The sequence below is a fragment of the Sphaerospermopsis aphanizomenoides BCCUSP55 genome, from assembly GCF_001586785.1.
Classification (GTDB): Bacteria; Cyanobacteriota; Cyanobacteriia; order Cyanobacteriales; family Nostocaceae; genus Sphaerospermopsis_A; species Sphaerospermopsis_A aphanizomenoides_A.
Window position 1 is genome coordinate 1 of the sequence record NZ_LUFH02000084.1, and the last position, 18,390, is coordinate 18,390.

Sequence of the window (18,390 nt, forward strand, 5' to 3'; positions counted from 1 at the left end):
ATATAAAATGCCTATATTTCTCTCTAAATTTAGCCAAATGTAAAGTTTTGTAACAATTATTTGAGCTTTTTCTCAGGCGAATTCCTTGTATGTAAAGGATTTGAGGCTTTTATTATTACCGGAACTTATTTATTCATAATTTGTAACAAATAAAGGATCTATAGCATTGTATAAACATAAGCTGAAGGGGTTGAACAACAAACGAATGTTGAACGACGCAACTGATTCATCAAGTTTGCGTGCTTCTCATAAAGTTACCTCTGATTCTCATATTTCTACCTTCGGAATGATTGACAAGAAAATGAGAACCCAAGTAGAGAGGCCGTTTAATTTTAGTTTGCTGTTAGCCGCTTCCGAATTGATAAAACATCTGTCGTTTTCATCAAAACCTCTCTCAACTAAGTAATTAGGAGATTAGAATCCATGACATTAGATGTATTCTCCAAGGTTGTTTCTCAAGCTGACTCCAGAGGCGAATTCCTCAGCACCGAACAACTAGATGCTCTAACCGCAGTTGTTACCTCCGGCAGCAAGCGTTTGGACGTTGTTAACCGCATCACCAGCAACGCTTCTGCTATTGTTACCAACGCAGCTCGTGCTTTATTTGAAGACGAAGCTAGCTTGATCGCTCCTGGTGGTAATGCTTACACCAACCGTCGCATGGCTGCTTGTCTGCGCGACATGGAAATCATCTTACGCTATGTTACCTACGCAGCATTGGCTGGTGATGCTAGTGTTCTAGATGATCGTTGCTTGAACGGTCTGCGTGAAACCTACCAAGCTTTGGGTACTCCTGGTGCTTCTGTAGCTAAAGGTGTTGGCAAAATGAAAGAAGCAGCTATCGCTATTGTTAACGATCCCAACGGCATCACCAAAGGCGATTGCAGCTCTTTAGTTTCTGAATTGGCTAGCTATTTTGATCGTGCTGCTGCTGCTGTTGCATAACAGTTGCCAAATAGTCTAGATCCTAAACACTTCAGCTTCTCCAAACAAGAAAGCTCAAAAACAATCAAGGAGATAAGAAATCATGAAAACACCAATTACCGAAGCAATCGCAGCTGCTGATACCCAAGGACGTTTCTTAGGCAACACCGAATTACAAGCCGTTAACGGTCGTTTCGTCCGTGCTGCTGCTAGCATGGAAGCTGCTCGTGGTTTGACAGCTAATGCTCAAAAGCTGATTGATGGTGCAACCAACGCTGTGTACCAAAAATTCCCTTACACCACCAACACACCCGGACCTCAATTCGCGGCTGATGCTCGTGGTAAATCCAAGTGCGCTCGTGACGTTGGTCACTACCTCCGCATCATCACCTATAGCTTAGTTGCTGGTGGTACAGGTCCTTTGGATGAGTTATTGATTGCTGGTTTGGCTGAAATCAACAGCGCGTTTGATTTGTCTCCCAGCTGGTATGTAGAAGCTCTGAAGTACATCAAAGGCAACCACGGCTTAAGCGGCCAAGCTGCTAACGAAGCTAACACCTACATCGACTACGCAATCAACGCTCTCAGCTAGATAGCTTCATGCCCGGAGAGGGGTACAAGTGCTGGATGAAATTATCCCTTTGGGGTTAATCAGTTGCTCATGGGGGATAAACCTCCCAAGACCGGACTGGCTCACCTAGCAGTTGGATCTCGCTCCGGGCATAGTTTTATGTAGGAATAAATAACAAGCTTTATACAGCCAGCACTCGGTCAAACAATTTTGGATTTTAGATTGGTCTGAGCAAAGCAAAGGCAAAACAGCGATTAGAGATTGATAATTTTTAGATGGGTATTGCCAGCAAGTGAGTATTGATCTTGCTTGTGGAGAAAGAGTACCGAATCACCTCAATCCAAAATCTTTGCATCCAAGATCTAAAATTGGCATGGTCAAAATAACCGTAGTGTAAATAAATAGGGGAAAAGAATGGCAATTACAACAGCAGCATCAAGGCTGGGAACAGAGCCTTTTAGCGAGGTACGTCGAATTGAACTGCGCCCCAACGCCAGCCGCGAAGAAGTTGAATTGGTGATCCAAGCCGTTTATCGACAAGTCTTAGGAAACGACTATATCTTGGCATCAGATCGCCTCATCAGTGCAGAGTCACTATTGCGTGATCGCAACCTAACAGTGCGCGAGTTTGTGCGGAGCGTAGCCAAATCAGAACTCTACAAGGCCAAATTCTTCTACAACAGTTTTCAAACTAGGTTGATCGAACTCAACTATAAACATTTGTTGGGTCGCGCACCTTATGATGAGTCGGAAGTGAGCTATCACTTAGACTTGTATATCAACGAAGGTTACGATGCGGAAATCGACTCCTACATTGATTCTCAGGAGTATCAAAACAGCTTTGGTGATTACGTAGTTCCCTACTATCGCGGTTTTTCCACTCAACCAGGGCAAAGCATGGCTGGCTTTAACCGGATGTTCCGTTTATACAGAGGTTATGCCAACAGCGATACATCCCAGGTGGAAGGAACTAAATCTCGGTTAGCACGAGAATTAGCTAGTAATAAAGTTTCCTCAATTGTTGGACCATCAGGAACAAATGATAATTGGGGTTTCCGTGCATCTGCGGATATCGCTCCCAAACAAAATTTAGGTAATGCTGTAGGGCAATCGGATCGCGTTTACAGGATTGAAGTTACAGGTATTCGCAACCCAGGATACCCCAGCGTGCGGCGGAGCAGCACAGCATTTATCGTACCTTACGAGCGACTTTCTGACAAGATTCAGCAAATTCACAAGCAAGGCGGCAAAATCGTCAGCATTACATCAACGTAAGGTTGGTTGCTGTTCGTCGGCAAAACTGATCAAGAGGAGATTAGAGGCAATGTTCGGTCAAACCACACTTGGCGCTGGTAGCGTTTCTTCATCTGCAAGCCGAGTATTTCGTTACGAAGTTGTAGGCTTACGCCAAAATCAAGAAACCGACAAAAATCAATTCAACATTCGTCGTAGTGGTAGCGTATTTATTACCGTACCCTATAAGCGGATGAACGAAGAAATGCAACGGATTAACCGTCTAGGTGGCAAAATCGTCAAAATTGAACCGTTGACTGTAGCAGAGGAAAACTAAAACTCTGGCAATGATAGTAGAACCCAGTGCAGAAGAACATTCTGTCGAAAATGGGCCACAGCTTACGCCAGAGATAGCGATCGCTAATCTGCAATCACCAGATTTAAGTCTCCGCTATTATGCCGCTTGGTGGTTGGGTAAGTTTCGAGTCAGTGATGCTGATGCGGTAGAAGCACTAATAGCAGCGTTAGAAGACAAAGCCGACAAAACAGAACTTGGCGGTTATCCTTTACGACGCAATGCAGCTAGGGCGCTCGGTAAATTGGGAAATCCCCAGGCCGTACCAGGACTAATTAAGTGCTTGGAATGCTCTGATTTTTATGTGCGTGAAGCTGCTGCCCAATCTTTAGAAATGCTGCGCGACACAACAGCCGTATCGGCACTGATGAAACTATTAGATGGGGGTGTTGCTCAGGCCGTGCAAGTACCAGGCCGCCCTCATCTCACCCAACCCTATGAAGCAGTATTAGAAGCCTTGGGAAGCTTAGGTGCAACTGAGGCTGTTTCCTTAATTTCGCCTTTTTTAGAGCATCCAATTCCACGAGTACAATGCTCCGCTGCTAGAGCTATGTACCAACTCACACAAGACACTAAATATGGTGATTTATTGGTGAAAATGTTGGCTGAGGGTGATCTAAAATTGCGTCGTGTAGTTTTGGGGGACTTAGGAGCAATAGGGTATACAGCAGCAGCAGAGGCGATCGCTCAAGCTCAGGTAGAAAATAGCTTCAAACTTATGGCCCTCAAAGGATTGCTAGAGCATCAACTTGTCAATGAGTTAGATTCTCTGGCTGTTTCTGCTGAGGCAATCCAAGTAATGAACTTGATGGATTCACTCCTATAGTCAGTTGTCAGTGGTCAGTTGTCAGTTGTTTTCACGACGATAACTTACTAATGATTACTGACTATTGACTATTGACTATTGACCAATGACTAAGGAACTAATTCATGCCGTCACCTTGGCACAAACACCAGCCCAAATGGTGACAGCAGTCAAAAACCTGGCAGCAGCTAAAGATCCAACAGCAATTTCCACCTTAATTGCTGTCTTTGGTTATAACAACCCAGCAGCTGCAATGGTGGCAGTAGCTGGATTAACTGAACTGGGAGAAATGGCAGTACCCCAACTGTTAGAGCAAATAGATGATTATAACTATGGCGCACGGGCTTATTCGATTCGCACCTTAGCGGCGATCGCAGATCCCCGTGCTTTAGATGTCTTAATCACAGTTGCGACCACTGATTTTGCTCCTAGTGTCCGCCGTGCTGCTGCTAAAGGACTAGGAAACTTACACTGGCATAAGTTGAGTTTTCCCGAAAGTCAAACAGCTATCAACCGCGCTTTAGATACACTGCTGTTGATATCCCAAGATACTGACTGGTCAATTCGTTACGCTGCTGTTGTCGGTTTACAAGCTTTGGCTAAAATTGCCGATGTACGACAGTCTGTCTTGACTAGGCTCAAAGAAATGCTGGCTAATGATGTCGAAAAGGCAGTTTGCGCCCGCATTCAGTTGGCTTATACCAATTGTGGATTTTAGATTTTGGATTTTAGACTTTGAGACTAACAGCCTTTACCAATTAGCTGTATCCAGGATCTCAAATTATCCTGACTATTCCAAATCTGATATAACAACCGATAGACTGCTTTGTATACCATAAAACAAGGTAAAAGTAAAGATGTCAATACCACTCTTAGAATATTCTCCTTCTTCGCAAAATCAGCGCGTTGAAGGTTATGAAGTTCCCAACGAAGATACCCCGACCATTTATTGTTTAAATACTGCTACATCGGATGCAGACATTGATGCCATCATCTGGGCAGGATATCGCCAAGTTTTTAGCGAACACCTGATTTTGGCTAGTTATCGCCAAAGATTTTTAGAATCTCAACTGCGGAATCGGGCAATTAACGTCCGCGATTTTATCCGAGGTTTGGGTAAGTCAGAAGTTTTCCGCACTCAAGTAGCAGACCTTAACTCTAACTACCGTTTAGTTGACATCATCTTAAAGCGGTTTTTGGGACGGGCGGCTTACAACAAAGATGAAGAAATTGCTTGGTCAATTGTCATTGCTACCAAAGGCGTACATGGCTTTATTGATGCTTTGTTAGACTCCGACGAGTATCTGCAAAACTTCGGTGATGACATTGTACCTTTCCAGCGTCGCCGTTTCGGCTCAAGTCCATTTAATTTAGTTAATCCCCGCTACAATTCCTACTGGCGCGATGTCCAATCTACTCGCTTAATGGGTGGTCGTTCCTTCTACAGCGCCCGGACTACAGGCCAGTTGACCACAGAAGATATTCGGCGGGCTATTCCTGCTAACTTCTTTGCAATGGCAGGGAAAATTATTATTACCGAACGCAATTATCAGCGGACAATTGCTTCAGTTAGTTCCCAAGTAAAAACTCTGGAAATTCCCGATACATCTCGTGAAGTCACTACTGAGGAAGTGACTATCAAGCCAGTAGCAGTTTCTCTACCTTATCGTTATGTACCTGGAATCGTCAAAAATTAGTCATTGGCAATAGGTGACAGGTGATAGGTGACAGTAAATAATTCATTACCGATTACCGATTGCCCATTACCGATTACCAATTACTTACCATTCACAAACACCCTGAAATATGGCAATACCTTTACTAGAATATAAACCCAGTTCTCAAAATCAACGAGTTCCTGGTTACGAAGTTCCCAACGAGGACACTCCAAAGATTTACCGCATCGAAGATTACGCCTTTGGTGGAGAAGTTGAAGAATTAATTTGGGCTGCTTATCGTCAGCTGTTCAGCGAACACGTGATCTTGAAATTCTACCGCCAAGGTAATTTAGAATCTCAGGTGAAGAACAAAGCCATCACCGTGCGTGATTTTATTCGAGGTTTGGCTAAATCTGAAGCTTTCCAAAGTTTAGTTATTAAAACCAACTCCAATTATCGCTTAGTAGAAATTGGACTGAAGCGGTTGTTAGGTCGTTCTCCTTACAACAAAGATGAAGAAATCGCTTGGTCAATCAAAATTGCTACAGCAGGTTGGGATGGTTTTGTAGATGCTTTGGTAGATTCTGAAGAATATCAAAACAACTTTGGTGAGAATATAGTTCCTTACCAACGCCGACGCTATAAAGATAGACCTTTTAATTTGGTAACACCACGCTATGCTGACTACTGGCGTGACAAGCTAGAAGATGAACGGTATAAGCCCGGTAGTATCAGTGACTTCTTCGCAATGGCTGCTTCCGTCAGTATTAGGACTGTTACCTATACGCCAGTTAGCACCGCCAATATTAAAATTCCCGATACCACTAGGGAGACAATACCCGCAGGTATTCCTGTTTCTATCAGTCCTAGTGCCAGTTTCCCTGTACGCTAAATCTGGGAAATAGGGTGTAACCTAATGCGGGAAAATAGTTAAAGCGTGAATCAGGAGTTTGAGTGATCAAACCTTGTTCCGGTTTCAAAGTCGAATTTATTAACAAGAGGAAAGACGCAGCATGGCACTGCCATTACTTCAATACAAACCAAGCAGTCAAAATCACCGCGTTAGCAGCTTCGGTGTTGCTGACACAAACGAAGACACTCCTTATATCTATCGTGTAGAAGATGTTAGTTCTTACACTGACATTCAAGCTATCATTTGGGCAAGCTATCGCCAAGTTTTCAGCGAACATGAAATTCTCAAGTTCAATCGCCAAATTACTTTGGAATCTCAGCTGAAAAATGGTTCTTTGTCTGTTAAGGACTTCATCCGTGGTTTGGCTAAATCGGAAGCTTTCTATCGTTTAGTTGTTTCTGTTAACAACAACTATCGTTTGGTAGATATCACCCTCAAGCGCCTTTTGGGTCGTTCTGCTTATAACAAAGAAGAAGAAATCGCTTGGTCTATTGTGATTGGCACCAAGGGTTTTAGCGGCTTTGTTGATGCTTTATTAGACTCTGAAGAGTACAGCGCCAACTTTGGTGATAATACCGTTCCTTACCAACGCAAACGCATGGAAGGTCGTCCTTATAACTTGGTAACACCTCGTTACGGTGAAGACTTCCAAGAAACAGCAGGAACAGTCAGAACTGACTGGCAGTTTACCTTGCAAAACTTCTACTCTGCTAAGGCGAAAACAAAGCGTTTGGCAGAAGGTGATCCTGGTAAGTATGCGGAAATGGCTGCTTCCCTATCTAGTAAGGGTAACTACGCTCAAAAAATCTCTTCATTTGACATTGATTATTTGAATGCAGTTCCTTATCGTGGTAGACGCTAAGATTTGGTAATCTGATTACCTAAATTTTCTACTGGGTCTGGTTTTTACATTGATATGATAACGGGTTGGCAGGTTCTTTGTTAGCTGGTTATGATGTTAAGTGAAAACCAGACCCTTAGTGTCAGAAAGTAGGTGACAGGTGACAGGTGACAGGTGACAGGTGACAGAAATACAGGAGCTTTTTAATTTTTAATTGTTAATTTTTAATTCTTAAATATGAACCAAAGATTAACTCAAGAACAATTAAATCAGATCATTGCCGAAGTTCAAGGATTACAATTACGTCAAGAAGAGGAATTTGATAAACAGCAGATTCAGCAAATTTTACAGGAGTTAAATTTACCTCCTGAGTTGTTAGATGAAGCGTTGATTCAGTTACGCCGTCGTCAGGCGTTGGAAGTCCAAAAACGTCGTAATAAAATGATTGCTTTTGGTGTGGTTGGGGCTATTATTATTGCTATTGCGGGAACAATATTTTTTAATCAACAACAAAGTTCTTTGCTGGCTAATGTTTCTGCACAACAAGATAAAATTACTTTAGCTGATAATCGTAATCTGCAAACCATTGATCGTCAATCTAATTCTGAACTTTTTTATCGTGTAACTTTAAAAGATGCACCAATAGGTAAAAAGTTATCTCTTGCTTGTAATTGGATTGATCCTAGTGGTCAAGTTGTGAAACAAAATAATTATCAAACCCGTGAAGTGAAAACTTCTGTTTGGGATACTTACTGTCGTTATACTATTAATTCTGCTGCACCTGTGGGTAATTGGAGGGTGGAAATGTTGTTGGAAGGTCGGAAAATTAGTGAGGAAACATTTGTGGTGCAATAGTTATGTCTCCCTATCATTTTATCGGTTATTGGGGTGAGAAAAAGGAAGATTTTATCACGCAGAGGTGCAGAGGCGTAGAGAGAGGAGGAAAGGGAGAGAAGTTTGTTTGGAATGTTATTTATGTTGGTTGTGAGTCTTTACCAGATATAGGGGAAAATATTATTGCTGCTGTTTCTGCTTCGGGTTTTTCTGATGCTGATGTTTGGGTGAGGGTAGAAGATGACAAGTTAATTTTGGGTAGGGAAGCTTTTGGTAGAGTTCCTTTGTTTTGGACTCAACAAAATAGTAAGATTTGGTTTGCTTCTCGGTTACAATTACTTCTAGAAATGATAGAAAATCCAGAAGTTAGTATTTCTGGTTTATATGGTTATAGTTGTTTTTCTTATGTTCCTAATCCTTTAACTCCTGTTAATCAGGTGTTTTCTGTAGCTGCGGGAACTGAGGTTATTTTTGATGGTGTTAGTTCTCCTCAATTGATCAATATTCATCAATGGTGTGAATCAAAGGAACAAGTTCAGGATGAAAATACAGCAGTTTCTCAATTACAATTTTTACTAAAAAATGCGATAGAGAAGCAAATTGCTGATTTAAATGATGAACCTGTAGGGGTTTTTCTTTCTGGTGGTTTAGATTCTTCAATTGTAGCGGCTTTGTTGGTAGAAGCAGGGGTGAAGGTTCGCGCTTATTCTTTAGATTTTGGTCAGTTTGGTATTTCTGAATATCCCTACGCGGAACAAGTCGCGCAGTTTCTCAATATTCCTTTGGTGAAAGTTGATGCTAGTCCCCAGAATATTAAAAATGCTCTCATTCCCACTATTAAAGCTTTAGATTTACCTTTTGGTGATGGTGTAACTGTTCCTTTATATTTATTAAATCAGGTTGCATCTCAAGAAACTCAGGTAATTTTTAATGGTGAAGGTGGTGATCAATTATTTGCAGGTTGGACTAATAAACCTTTAATTGCTGCTGGTGTTTATCAAGCTGAATATCCTAATAAAGCAGAAGGTTTTATTCAACAGTATCTCCGCACGTTTCACCGTCTCTGGGGTTATGAAAAGCGAGTGTATCAGCCAGAAATTTATGCTCAGATTCAGGGTTTAAATGCTCAGGAATGGCTTACAGATGCTCTGGATGCCCATTTTTGTCCTTCGTTGCTGCATCGTCTCCGTCGTGCAAGTTTGATGTTAAAAGGAGCGCAAAATATCCATCCCCGTGCGACTGCGTTGGGGTTTGTACATGGGTTAAATGTGCGATCGCCTTTTTGTGATTTACCTTTAGCGGAATGGACTTTTCAGCTATCTGGGGAACTCTGTTTACAAGGTGCTTGTGAAAAATATATCCTCAAACGCGCTGTAGAAAATTGGCTACCCTCAGAAATTGTTTGGAGACAAAAGCGGGGTATGGGTGTTCCCTTAACCTCTTGGTGTGTAAATGATTTTTGGCATGATATCGGTAATTGGTTAAATCCAGGTATACTAAAGGCAGAAAATCTTTTTTACCCTGACATTGCTTTACAAATTGTTACAGGACAATTAGGAGGAAATATTCAAGGACGACGCATAGGTGAGATTCTTTGGTTACTAATTATATGGCAACTTTGGTATTTTCACGTTTTTGGTGTCAAACTAGGTTCAAAGTCTTGGAATCATCCATTTTTATTCCCTAGTTGGTTATGGAAACAATACAAAAAATTACAAATTTAAAAACTCCATTTTCTTTGGAACTTGCTCAGGAATTATTGCAGATTTACGGTTCTCCTTTGTATGTTTATGATGGCGATATTTTACGCCAAACTATTTCCCAGATTTCTAAAGCTATCAGTTATCCCCGCACGCAGTTTCATTTTGCTAGTGTGACTAATGGTAATATTGCATTATTGAAAATATTTAAAAATGCTGGCTGGGGACTTCACGCTAATACTCCGGGTGATATTTATTTAGGTTTGAATGCGGGTTTTGAACCTCAAGATATTGTGTATAGCGGGAGTAATTTAAATCGGGGGGAGATGGAACAGGTTTTAAATTGGGGGGTGAAGACGCTGAATTTGGATAGTATTTCTCAGTTGCGGTTGTTGTGTGATGTTTTATTATCTCACGCAAAAGAAGATTTAAATATCGGTTTAAGGTTGAATGTTTCTGAAGATAGTCGGATTGGTGTGAGTTTAGCAGATTTTGATGAGGCTATTTCTATTGCTAAGGATGCAGGTTTAAAGATTTCGGGTTTGCATTTTTATCGGGGTACGGGAACTAATGCAACTTCTGCTTTTACTGATGTAATTGATTGGGTTTTAGAGACTGCACAAAAATTACCAGATTGGCAATATTTAGATTTTGGTGGTGGGTTTGGTTATCCATATCATCATCAAGGTGCGGCTTTTGATTGGGAAATGTTTGGAGATGAATTAAGTAAAAGAATTAGCAAGTTAGGTAAAAATATTGATTTAATAATTGAGCCAGGACGTTCTGCTATTGCTGGTTGTGCGACGATGTTAGCTAAGGTTGTGTCTGTAAAATGGCAAGGAGAAAAACAAGTTGTTGGTGTAGATTCTACGGTGGCTAATATTTCTGTTCCTGCTGTACATAGTGGTTATCGGGAAGTCGTCACTTGGAAAAATTCAACTGCAAGAAGTTACATGACTGATATTTGTGGAAATACGACTTATTCACGGGATTATTTAGGTAAAAATTGCCAACTTCCAGCTTTAGAAATTGGTGACATTATCGCTATTTTAGATGTAGGTGCTTATGGTTATGCTATGTCTTCTCACTTTTTACATCGTCCTAAACCAGCGGAGGTGTTATTGGAAAATTGTACACATCGTTTAATTAGACGACGGGAAGATTACAGTGTTTTACTTAATAATCAAATCTGAACGCAGATGCACGCAGATAAACGCAGATGAGGAAGGGGAAATAATCAGAATAAATAATTTTTACTTTCTTTGAATTTTTGCGTCTTTGCGTGAGGTAGTTCACCCGATAAAACTGATAAATGTAAAATAAATTACTACAAATTTATGAAATGTATTAACTGCGGAACTGATAACACCTTAAAAGACAGAACAGCCAACCAAGGAAGATGTAAACAATGTAATCATCGGTTTACGTTTGAACCAACAGCAATGGGGAAATTCCAAAAGATAACTGATTCCATGTTTGCTAAAATTATATCTGATCTTTCAGCTAATAACACCTTGTTTTTTACTCCCAAACAACTACTTTATTTTTTGGATAATCGTTTAAAAAAGAAAGGTTCATCGTCAATTCCTGTTTTTATTGGACTTTACATTTTCTTCAATATCTGGGTTACAGGATTTTTTGGAGGATTTTCAATACCAATATTATTAGTATTAAATGCGGTCTTTCCAATCAACTTACCAGAATATACAACTTTTATTGTTGTTAATTTAATATTTCAACTGGTAACAATTTTTTATCTATTTAGAGAAACTAATTCTCCAACAATAAACGATAAAACTCGTCAAGCACTTGCTAGATTTTTGCAACTTATCGGATTCTTTATTATTATTGCTGGAATTATTCTCAGTGTATCTATAGTTAATTCATTCGCTCTGTTTGCTACTACTGTTATCATAGGAATGATGTCAATATATTTGGGAACTAAACAAATAGGGAAAGTTGGATTAGTTCAGGAATTTTTGTTTTCTCAGTCAGAGTTTCAACAATGGTTAACTAAATGGGAACAAATCAATGGGTCACTAATAAAGATTCTCCCATCACCACAAGAAAAAATTACATCTACATCTATTAACCCCGATGTTACTGCTTACAGTTTTGATAGATTAGTAGTTTGTGATAGTGCTACCATCGCGCAATTATTAATTGCTAATAACTTCCACTTTGAAAATAATTGTGCAATTCTCAGTATTAACGGTTATCCCCAAAGCATTTTCGAGACAACAATGGAAATGCTACGACGTAACCCAGATTTACAAGTTTTTGCTCTTCATGATTGTAGTCCTAAAGGTGTGAGTTTAATCCATCGACTCCGCACTAGTGAGAATTGGTTTCTCAACAGCAATGTGACAATTATTGATGTGGGTTTATTACCTCGTCAAATTCTTGCTAATAAGCGGGGAATGTTTGTGCAGAATACAGCTTCTTTAGCCAAAAAATCGACAGCATTACCTTTAGAAGTTCGTCAGACTTTATCTACCGAAGAATTAGCTTGGTTAGATGCGGGTAATTTTGTGGAATTGGAATCTTTTTGTCCCCAAATGCTGATTAAAGTTCTCAGGGGGGGTATTTCCGGAAGTATAAATTTAGAAAGTGATGATAGCGGTTTGATAGTAGTTGGTGATTCAGTAAATGATATTTATATGGTAGAAAGCTTTGGTTAATGGCTAAGTTAAATGTTTTGATATTAATATTTTAGTTGTTCTAGTTGGGTTAAATAGTTATTATTTCTATTCAGACAGGGAATAGACAAATGTTACTGTTATCTATCCCCTGTATCCTGCTATTATTACCTGTTGTTTCTTACTGAACTTTCTAAACTATTATCTTGGTAATATCCACGTGTATTACCAGTAATGGGGTTGACACTTTTTTCAATATTTGTTTGTACATCCTCTAAAAATTCTTTTGTAGCATCAGGAATTGGTTCATCAAGATTGAGTTTTCTTCTCACATTTTCAGTAGTTTCTTTCAGTCTTTCCTGAGTATTTTCTCGCTGCTGGTCATTTCTAATTTTTCTCGGATCAGGAGTACCTTTATAATAAATACCTTCTGGAGTCTTCACTGTATCAGCTTGTGCGATGAGCATAAATTTGCTATCGTTCCAACTCTGGATACTAAATAAAGTCAAAACTAACAGAGAAATAATCAGTATTTGACGTAAAATTTTGCTTTGTAGTCGATTAACGATTTTCTTCATAAACAACCTCAAATGAATTATCCAAAAGCAGTCAGTCATCAAACCTGCTTGTTTAAACCTGACTCACAGCTACACCAGAAGTTGGTTTAGGTGGCTTGATTCCAGCAGCAATTCGCGCTCGATAAAGCTCTAGTAATCGTTGTTCATATTTACCTAAATCGTTGTGAATTTGTTTGAAAATTGCCGTTGCTACTGGATCTGTATACGTTGCAGATAAATTGGTAATGTCACCAATACCTGTTTGCAGATCACCTAATGCACAACGAATTTGATAGATGTCATCACTACCTGTTAAAGCTGTTTTGACTTTGGCATATTGATTGGCAATATTTGTAGTCCAAGACGGTTTTTCATGCAGACGATGAAGATAACTTTCCAGCCTTGCAATGTGGTGATTTTTATTAGTAATCATCTCTTGAAACAGGTTTTTAACTTCCTGATCAGATTCTTTTTCTAAATACTTTTCTAAAGCTTCTAAGGAATAACGTTCTCCAGCTAAAGCAGTATTTAACCCTTTAATAATTTCATTTTTTGTTGAACCTCCCCAAGCATCAGCTAATTTCCACCATTCAGCACTTGTATCGTTTTCATTAGGTAAAGCAGCATCTTTACCACCATAACCTAACCGATTTAACAGTGCTGTTGTAAAAATTGCTAAGTCTCCAGGTTCACGAGATGTAATCAAATTACCATCTACAACTACTGCTTCATCTAGATAATTTGCTCCAGCATTAGTGATATCTTTGCGAATAGCACTAAATCCTGTTACTTGTTTACCTTTGAGTAAGTCTCCTTCAATTAAAACCTGTGGTCCATGACATACTGCGGCTATTAATTTACCTTGCTTCATAGCCTCCATGACAAAATAAACTGTATTACAATTACGGCGCATTTTATCAGGAGCCATACCGCCAGGAATTACCACTGCTGCAAATTCATTAGCTTGGACTTCCGTTGTCGTTGCATCAGCTTGGATATTGAGTTTACCTCGTTTACCTTTATATTTTTCATTCATCCGCGAACCAAGGACTACTACCTCTATTCCCGCTTGTTTTAACCCGTTATAAGGAACGAGAAATTCTAAATCCTCTACACCTTGTTCAACAAGAATAGCGACTTTTTTCTTACCACCACGAGCATGATTATTGTTGATCATTGGTTTTATTTCCCTGGTTAATTCTAAAATTAAATAACATTACCAAAATTGCCAAATACCTATAAATAAATCCCAAATTTAAGGCATTTAACTTGTTGGTGATGTGGCAAATAGTTCCTCATAATCATGGGAAAAATAGGTGTGAAATTTCTTAAATTTCTCTGGACTAACAGCATTTTGTAAAACTGCAAAAACAGCCCTCACGTGCATTGCTGCGGTTGTGGGTGCAATGTTCTCTTTTTGACTCGCTCGTTCAATAAATTCTTGCAAATGGAAAGATTGACTCGCTTCTATCTCTCTTCCCTGTAAAAACGCACCTAATTCTGGAGGTATTTGTGCAGCTAATTCTTGTGCTTCATCTTTAGGGATAAGTTCTTTCAGGGTTTCTAATGTTGCACGAGTAGCCATTTCTGCCTCTTCAAGGGAATTTGATTGAGCTAGGCTTTGTACATGGGTAATAAATTCTGTATATTCCATTGTTTTCAATTCCTTATATTTCAATTGAAAATTAACAGTGATGAGTGAGCAATTAATTTAGATTTGCCTGACAAAGAAATAAATCATGTATATTTTTACAATGTTTTTTGCAATAATTATTTTTGCGAATTATTACCCTATCAGCCTAGTCTTTCATAATTATTTCTACTTCGTTCTCTAGAGATATATTTTTTATAACTATGGTTATAAATCCTGATAAATCCTCAGCTAGATAAATATATTGTAGTCAAGCGTTACAATTCAAAGGCTGAGAATGGCTATTATCATGACTAAAACACAACAGCAAAATGAAGATAAATCTGATGATTTATTGCAGAACATAACAGAATCCTATGGAACTGGTGTAAAAGATTTACCTGGTTACAACGTTGGTAGTCTTTCGTTGCGAGAAGATAGACAAGAGTATACAGAAAGCAGTCCTGAATTTCCTGCTGAATTCACTATTACGGATAATGGATTAGATGCTTATTGGCAAGAAACTGTAGGAGATGAAGCTGTTGGTGGGACTGTTGCTACTCCTGAAAAAAACGTAATTGAGGAATTAGGCATAGCAGTAGGCTTGGAAATGAATGATTATAACTTTCTGCATACCAACGAAATTTTAGAACATCGTGATGATGCACGTTGGGAACTAGATCCAAAGTCTTCTGAAGATTATCAAGAACGCAGAGAGTAATATCTATCTTTAGTTGGGTTTCATGAGCAGAGGCTGTTTGTAAAAAATGAGTAATATCATCAATTAACAGTGACTGATTGGAGAAGTAATGACATTTACTCAAACCAGTGATCCAACTATTCGTGAACACATTAAGTCTTGGCGTAACTTAGACGTAGATCAACAGTTAGGTTTGTTTTGGTTTATTTACCAAGAAATGGGAAGTTCAATTACGCCAGCAGCCCCCTATGCCAGCACTGTATCTTCAGAAGTTGCTGAAGGTTTATTTAATCAAGTTGAACGATTATCACCAGAAGAACAACTCCAAGTTCAACGTGATTTAATCAATCAAACAGATAACCTTATTTCCCGTGAATATGGCTCTTTGAGTGATACCACTAAGCTGTTATTTTGGTATAGACTAGCCCAAGGTATGGATAGTCACACTATCATTTCTATACCTGCTAATTTCCAACTTTACTCAGATGCGAATAATCTGCTCAACAGAATTAAAGAATTATCTTTTGAGCAGCAAATTACTCTTTTCCGTGATTATGTTTCCCCAATGGGTGCTGAACCAAGAGCAGGTGCTGAAATTTAAATTTGAAAGTGTCTATATAGCTAAAAACAAAAAACACAGAGTAAACACTATGCTTCTTACTCTGTGTTTTTTTATGTTAGTGATTGGGTCAATTGCACCCTTACACCTAACGCCCTTTGCTGATTATTTGTTAATTTACATTTATTGATATTTGCTCTCATCTGTCCTTCGACTGGTTTCAATATATCTAGAGTTATTATCCAAATAGTAACCCACTACACCAGTAATATATTCTTAATTGCTTATGTATCTGGGAGCAAATAATTTTACTGCTGATTGCTTTTATATTTGTCAAGAAAACCGAAAATATGTATGATAATTTTGAGGAGTTTAAATTATGCCAATAAAAATAAATATAGGACTACTATTTGATTTTTGATAGCTTGCGTGGCGTAGCCATACAAAACTCAGTACACCTAAATTCTATAAAACCCTCTTGCCTTTTGCCTCTTGCCTTTTGCCTGCCTACACAAGTAAATTCAGAAACCAAACCGGATTCCTATATTTAAGTCGTATTCTATTTAACGTAATTATTTTTCGGGATATTTTCTAGCTAAAAAATACGCTCAAAAACAGCATTAATTGATACAAGTTTAATTTCTGGAAATATATTCTTAATTACAACTTTAAAAAGAATTTAGGGAGAAAATGGTGGGGAGAAGAGAATATTATTTGGACTCGGAGACGAATCATGGTAGCGATCTCAGAGACAGTTCAGCCTCGCTTAACTATACAAACTGTAGAAATTGCCCCTAATACTACAGCGATTCGCTCTCTTGATTGGGATCGTGATCGCTTTGATATTGAATTTGGATTGCAAAATGGCACAACCTATAATTCATATTTAATTAGAGGTGAACAAACTGTTTTGATTGATACTTCTCACCAGAAGTTTCGTCAATTGTATTTGGACACTCTCAAAAGTTTGGTTAATCCTAAGACAATTGATTATATAATTGTCAGCCACACAGAACCAGATCACAGTGGTTTGGTAGAAGAGGTATTGCAGTTAGCACCTAGAGCAACTGTGTTGGCTTCTAAAGTTGCATTGCAATTTTTAGAAGGTTTGGTACATGATCCTTTTTCCAAGCGAATTGTTAAAAGTGGCGATCGCATAAATATTGGTAAAGGACATGAAATAGAATTCGTCAGTGCGCCAAATTTACACTGGCCTGATACCATTTTTAGCTATGACCGCAAAACCCAAATCATCTACACCTGTGATGCTTTTGGAATGCATTTCTGTGATAGTCGCACCTTTGACGAAGATTTAGAAGCAATTGAAGCTGACTTCAGATTTTACTATGATTGCTTAATGGGTCCTAATGCTCGTTCTCTGTTGAATGCCATGAAGAGAATGGCTGATTTAGGCAAAATTAATATTATTGCCAACGGACACGGACCATTATTACATCATCACTTAGATATTCTCAGAGATTGTTACCAAAATTGGAGTCAAAGACAAGCCACAGCAGAAACTACCGTTGGTTTATTCTATGTTTCAGAATACGGCTATAGCGATCGCTTGGCTCATGCAATTTCTGAAGGATTGCAAAAAGCCGGTGTAGCAGTAGAAATAATGGATCTGAACACAGCAGAATTTCAAGAAATTCAAGAATTAGCAGGTAGAGCAGCAGGTCTTGTGATCGGAATGCCTCCAACTAATTCTGTCACTGCTCAAGCTGGTATCAGTTCACTATTATCTGTCGCCAAAAATAAGCAAGTAGTAGGACTATTTGAATGTTATGGTGGTGATGATGAACCCATTGATACCCTACGCCGCAAATTTATTGATTTAGGTATCAAAGAAGCCTTTCCTGCAATTCGGATTAAAGAAATTCCCAACCCATTTATCTACCAAATGTGTACAGAAGCTGGTACAGATTTGGGACAATTGGTGATGCGAGAACGCAACATCAAACAAATCAAATCCCTCGACGTGAACATGGAAAAAGCGTTGGGTCGGATTAGTAGTGGATTGTACATTGTCACGGCTAAAAAAGGTGATGTTAACGGTGCAATGATAGCTTCCTGGGTGACACAAGCAAGTTTACAGCCTTTAGGATTCACAATTGCCGTAGCCAAAGACCGAGCCATTGATAGCTTACTGCAAATAGGCGATCGCTTTGTTCTCAACGTCTTGGAAGAAGGAAACTATCAAGACCTGAAAAAACATTTCCTCAAACGTTTACATCCCGGTGCAGATAGATTTACCGGAGTAAAAACCCAAACCGCTAAAAACGGCTCACCAATTCTCACAGATGCACTTGCATACATGGAATGTGAAGTAGTCAGCAGCATGGAATGTAGCGACCATTGGATTTTGTACTGCACAGTTGAAGAAGGAAAAGTTTCTAAACCTGATGCAGTCACAGCAGTACGTCATCGCAAAGTGGGAAACTATTACTAATGGATAATAGATAATTGAT

At 39.1% G+C, this 18,390-nt stretch carries 19 protein-coding genes; 16 read left to right on the forward strand and 3 right to left on the reverse strand.

Features of this window, described 5'->3' with window-relative positions:
- Positions 1–423: 423 nt before the first annotated feature.
- From A0J48_RS19425 to A0J48_RS19485, 13 genes are all read left to right on the forward strand, one after another.
- Positions 424–945, forward strand: coding sequence for a phycocyanin subunit beta (locus A0J48_RS19425; protein ID WP_200325966.1), 522 nt, complete (start codon positions 424–426; stop codon positions 943–945).
- 79 nt (positions 946–1,024) lie between these two features.
- On the forward strand, positions 1,025–1,516 hold the full coding sequence (gene cpcA, locus A0J48_RS19430; RefSeq protein WP_200326007.1) for a phycocyanin subunit alpha: 492 nt from the start codon (positions 1,025–1,027) through the stop codon (positions 1,514–1,516).
- Positions 1,517–1,909: 393 nt separating this feature from the next.
- Positions 1,910–2,770 (forward strand): phycobilisome linker polypeptide, encoded by an 861-nt coding sequence (locus A0J48_RS19435; RefSeq protein WP_200325968.1) that lies wholly within the window; start codon positions 1,910–1,912, stop codon positions 2,768–2,770.
- 49 nt (positions 2,771–2,819) lie between these two features.
- The gene (locus tag A0J48_RS19440; RefSeq protein WP_200325970.1) at positions 2,820–3,065 is read left to right on the forward strand and encodes a phycobilisome linker polypeptide; all 246 of its coding nucleotides are present in this window, start codon (positions 2,820–2,822) and stop codon (positions 3,063–3,065) included.
- A gap of 13 nt (positions 3,066–3,078) precedes the next feature.
- On the forward strand, positions 3,079–3,909 hold the full coding sequence (locus tag A0J48_RS19445) for a HEAT repeat domain-containing protein (protein WP_200326009.1): 831 nt from the start codon (positions 3,079–3,081) through the stop codon (positions 3,907–3,909).
- An 85-nt stretch (positions 3,910–3,994) separates the two neighbouring features.
- Positions 3,995–4,606, forward strand: coding sequence for a HEAT repeat domain-containing protein (locus tag A0J48_RS19450; RefSeq protein ID WP_200325971.1), 612 nt, complete (start codon positions 3,995–3,997; stop codon positions 4,604–4,606).
- Positions 4,607–4,745: 139 nt separating this feature from the next.
- On the forward strand, positions 4,746–5,585 hold the full coding sequence (locus A0J48_RS19455) for a phycobilisome rod-core linker polypeptide (protein ID WP_200325973.1): 840 nt from the start codon (positions 4,746–4,748) through the stop codon (positions 5,583–5,585).
- A gap of 109 nt (positions 5,586–5,694) precedes the next feature.
- Complete coding sequence (locus A0J48_RS19460; protein WP_200325975.1) at positions 5,695–6,438, forward strand: phycobilisome rod-core linker polypeptide; 744 nt, start codon at positions 5,695–5,697, stop codon at positions 6,436–6,438.
- Between the two features lie 121 nt (positions 6,439–6,559).
- Complete coding sequence (locus tag A0J48_RS19465; RefSeq protein ID WP_200325977.1) at positions 6,560–7,321, forward strand: phycobilisome rod-core linker polypeptide; 762 nt, start codon at positions 6,560–6,562, stop codon at positions 7,319–7,321.
- 216 nt (positions 7,322–7,537) lie between these two features.
- Positions 7,538–8,155 (forward strand): DUF3859 domain-containing protein, encoded by a 618-nt coding sequence (locus tag A0J48_RS19470; protein ID WP_200325979.1) that lies wholly within the window; start codon positions 7,538–7,540, stop codon positions 8,153–8,155.
- Between the two features lie 2 nt (positions 8,156–8,157).
- Positions 8,158–9,858, forward strand: coding sequence for an asparagine synthetase B family protein (locus A0J48_RS19475; RefSeq protein WP_200325981.1), 1,701 nt, complete (start codon positions 8,158–8,160; stop codon positions 9,856–9,858).
- Positions 9,828–11,027: a diaminopimelate decarboxylase family protein gene (locus tag A0J48_RS19480; protein ID WP_200325983.1), complete on the forward strand. Its 1,200-nt coding sequence runs from the start codon at positions 9,828–9,830 to the stop codon at positions 11,025–11,027. The genes A0J48_RS19475 and A0J48_RS19480 overlap by 31 nt, the downstream gene beginning before the upstream one ends.
- A 144-nt stretch (positions 11,028–11,171) precedes the next feature.
- Entirely contained in the window at positions 11,172–12,515 is a 1,344-nt protein-coding gene (locus A0J48_RS19485; RefSeq protein WP_200325985.1) for a toprim domain-containing protein, read from the forward strand.
- Between the two features lie 125 nt (positions 12,516–12,640).
- Here the strand turns inward: A0J48_RS19485 and A0J48_RS19490 are convergent, their stop codons facing one another.
- The 3 genes from A0J48_RS19490 to A0J48_RS19500 form a co-directional block, all read right to left on the reverse strand.
- Entirely contained in the window at positions 12,641–13,051 is a 411-nt protein-coding gene (locus tag A0J48_RS19490) for a hypothetical protein (protein WP_200325987.1), read from the reverse strand.
- A 52-nt stretch (positions 13,052–13,103) separates the two neighbouring features.
- Positions 13,104–14,207, reverse strand: a complete 1,104-nt coding sequence (locus tag A0J48_RS19495; RefSeq protein ID WP_200325989.1) for a DJ-1/PfpI/YhbO family deglycase/protease — start codon at positions 14,205–14,207, stop codon at positions 13,104–13,106.
- An 87-nt stretch (positions 14,208–14,294) separates the two neighbouring features.
- Complete coding sequence (locus A0J48_RS19500) at positions 14,295–14,684, reverse strand: DUF2267 domain-containing protein (RefSeq protein WP_200325991.1); 390 nt, start codon at positions 14,682–14,684, stop codon at positions 14,295–14,297.
- 286 nt (positions 14,685–14,970) lie between these two features.
- On the opposite strand from A0J48_RS19500, the gene A0J48_RS19505 reads away from it, so the two are divergent.
- From A0J48_RS19505 to A0J48_RS19515, 3 genes are all read left to right on the forward strand, one after another.
- Positions 14,971–15,381 (forward strand): DUF6335 family protein, encoded by a 411-nt coding sequence (locus A0J48_RS19505; protein WP_200325993.1) that lies wholly within the window; start codon positions 14,971–14,973, stop codon positions 15,379–15,381.
- Between the two features lie 88 nt (positions 15,382–15,469).
- Entirely contained in the window at positions 15,470–15,961 is a 492-nt protein-coding gene (locus tag A0J48_RS19510) for an orange carotenoid protein N-terminal domain-containing protein (RefSeq protein ID WP_200325995.1), read from the forward strand.
- Between the two features lie 691 nt (positions 15,962–16,652).
- Positions 16,653–18,371 (forward strand): diflavin flavoprotein, encoded by a 1,719-nt coding sequence (locus A0J48_RS19515; protein ID WP_200325997.1) that lies wholly within the window; start codon positions 16,653–16,655, stop codon positions 18,369–18,371.
- The last annotated feature ends 19 nt before the right edge of the window (positions 18,372–18,390 follow it).

Excerpts from the sequence above, each read along its gene's own strand:
- A0J48_RS19500 (WP_200325991.1), bottom strand. The coding sequence starts at position 14,684 with ATGGAATATACAGAATTTATTACCCATGTACAAAGCCTAGCTCAATCA.
- A0J48_RS19505 (WP_200325993.1), top strand. The coding sequence starts at position 14,971 with ATGACTAAAACACAACAGCAAAATGAAGATAAATCTGATGATTTATTG.
- A0J48_RS19510 (WP_200325995.1), top strand. The coding sequence starts at position 15,470 with ATGACATTTACTCAAACCAGTGATCCAACTATTCGTGAACACATTAAG.
- A0J48_RS19455 (WP_200325973.1), top strand. The coding sequence starts at position 4,746 with ATGTCAATACCACTCTTAGAATATTCTCCTTCTTCGCAAAATCAGCGC.
- A0J48_RS19490 (WP_200325987.1), bottom strand. The coding sequence starts at position 13,051 with ATGAAGAAAATCGTTAATCGACTACAAAGCAAAATTTTACGTCAAATA.
- A0J48_RS19485 (WP_200325985.1), top strand. The coding sequence starts at position 11,172 with ATGAAATGTATTAACTGCGGAACTGATAACACCTTAAAAGACAGAACA.
- A0J48_RS19450 (WP_200325971.1), top strand. The coding sequence starts at position 3,995 with ATGACTAAGGAACTAATTCATGCCGTCACCTTGGCACAAACACCAGCC.
- A0J48_RS19475 (WP_200325981.1), top strand. The coding sequence starts at position 8,158 with ATGTCTCCCTATCATTTTATCGGTTATTGGGGTGAGAAAAAGGAAGAT.
- A0J48_RS19435 (WP_200325968.1), top strand. The coding sequence starts at position 1,910 with ATGGCAATTACAACAGCAGCATCAAGGCTGGGAACAGAGCCTTTTAGC.
- A0J48_RS19470 (WP_200325979.1), top strand. The coding sequence starts at position 7,538 with ATGAACCAAAGATTAACTCAAGAACAATTAAATCAGATCATTGCCGAA.
- A0J48_RS19515 (WP_200325997.1), top strand. The coding sequence starts at position 16,653 with ATGGTAGCGATCTCAGAGACAGTTCAGCCTCGCTTAACTATACAAACT.
- A0J48_RS19425 (WP_200325966.1), top strand. The coding sequence starts at position 424 with ATGACATTAGATGTATTCTCCAAGGTTGTTTCTCAAGCTGACTCCAGA.
- A0J48_RS19465 (WP_200325977.1), top strand. The coding sequence starts at position 6,560 with ATGGCACTGCCATTACTTCAATACAAACCAAGCAGTCAAAATCACCGC.
- A0J48_RS19440 (WP_200325970.1), top strand. The coding sequence starts at position 2,820 with ATGTTCGGTCAAACCACACTTGGCGCTGGTAGCGTTTCTTCATCTGCA.
- A0J48_RS19460 (WP_200325975.1), top strand. The coding sequence starts at position 5,695 with ATGGCAATACCTTTACTAGAATATAAACCCAGTTCTCAAAATCAACGA.
- A0J48_RS19495 (WP_200325989.1), bottom strand. The coding sequence starts at position 14,207 with ATGATCAACAATAATCATGCTCGTGGTGGTAAGAAAAAAGTCGCTATT.
- A0J48_RS19480 (WP_200325983.1), top strand. The coding sequence starts at position 9,828 with ATGGAAACAATACAAAAAATTACAAATTTAAAAACTCCATTTTCTTTG.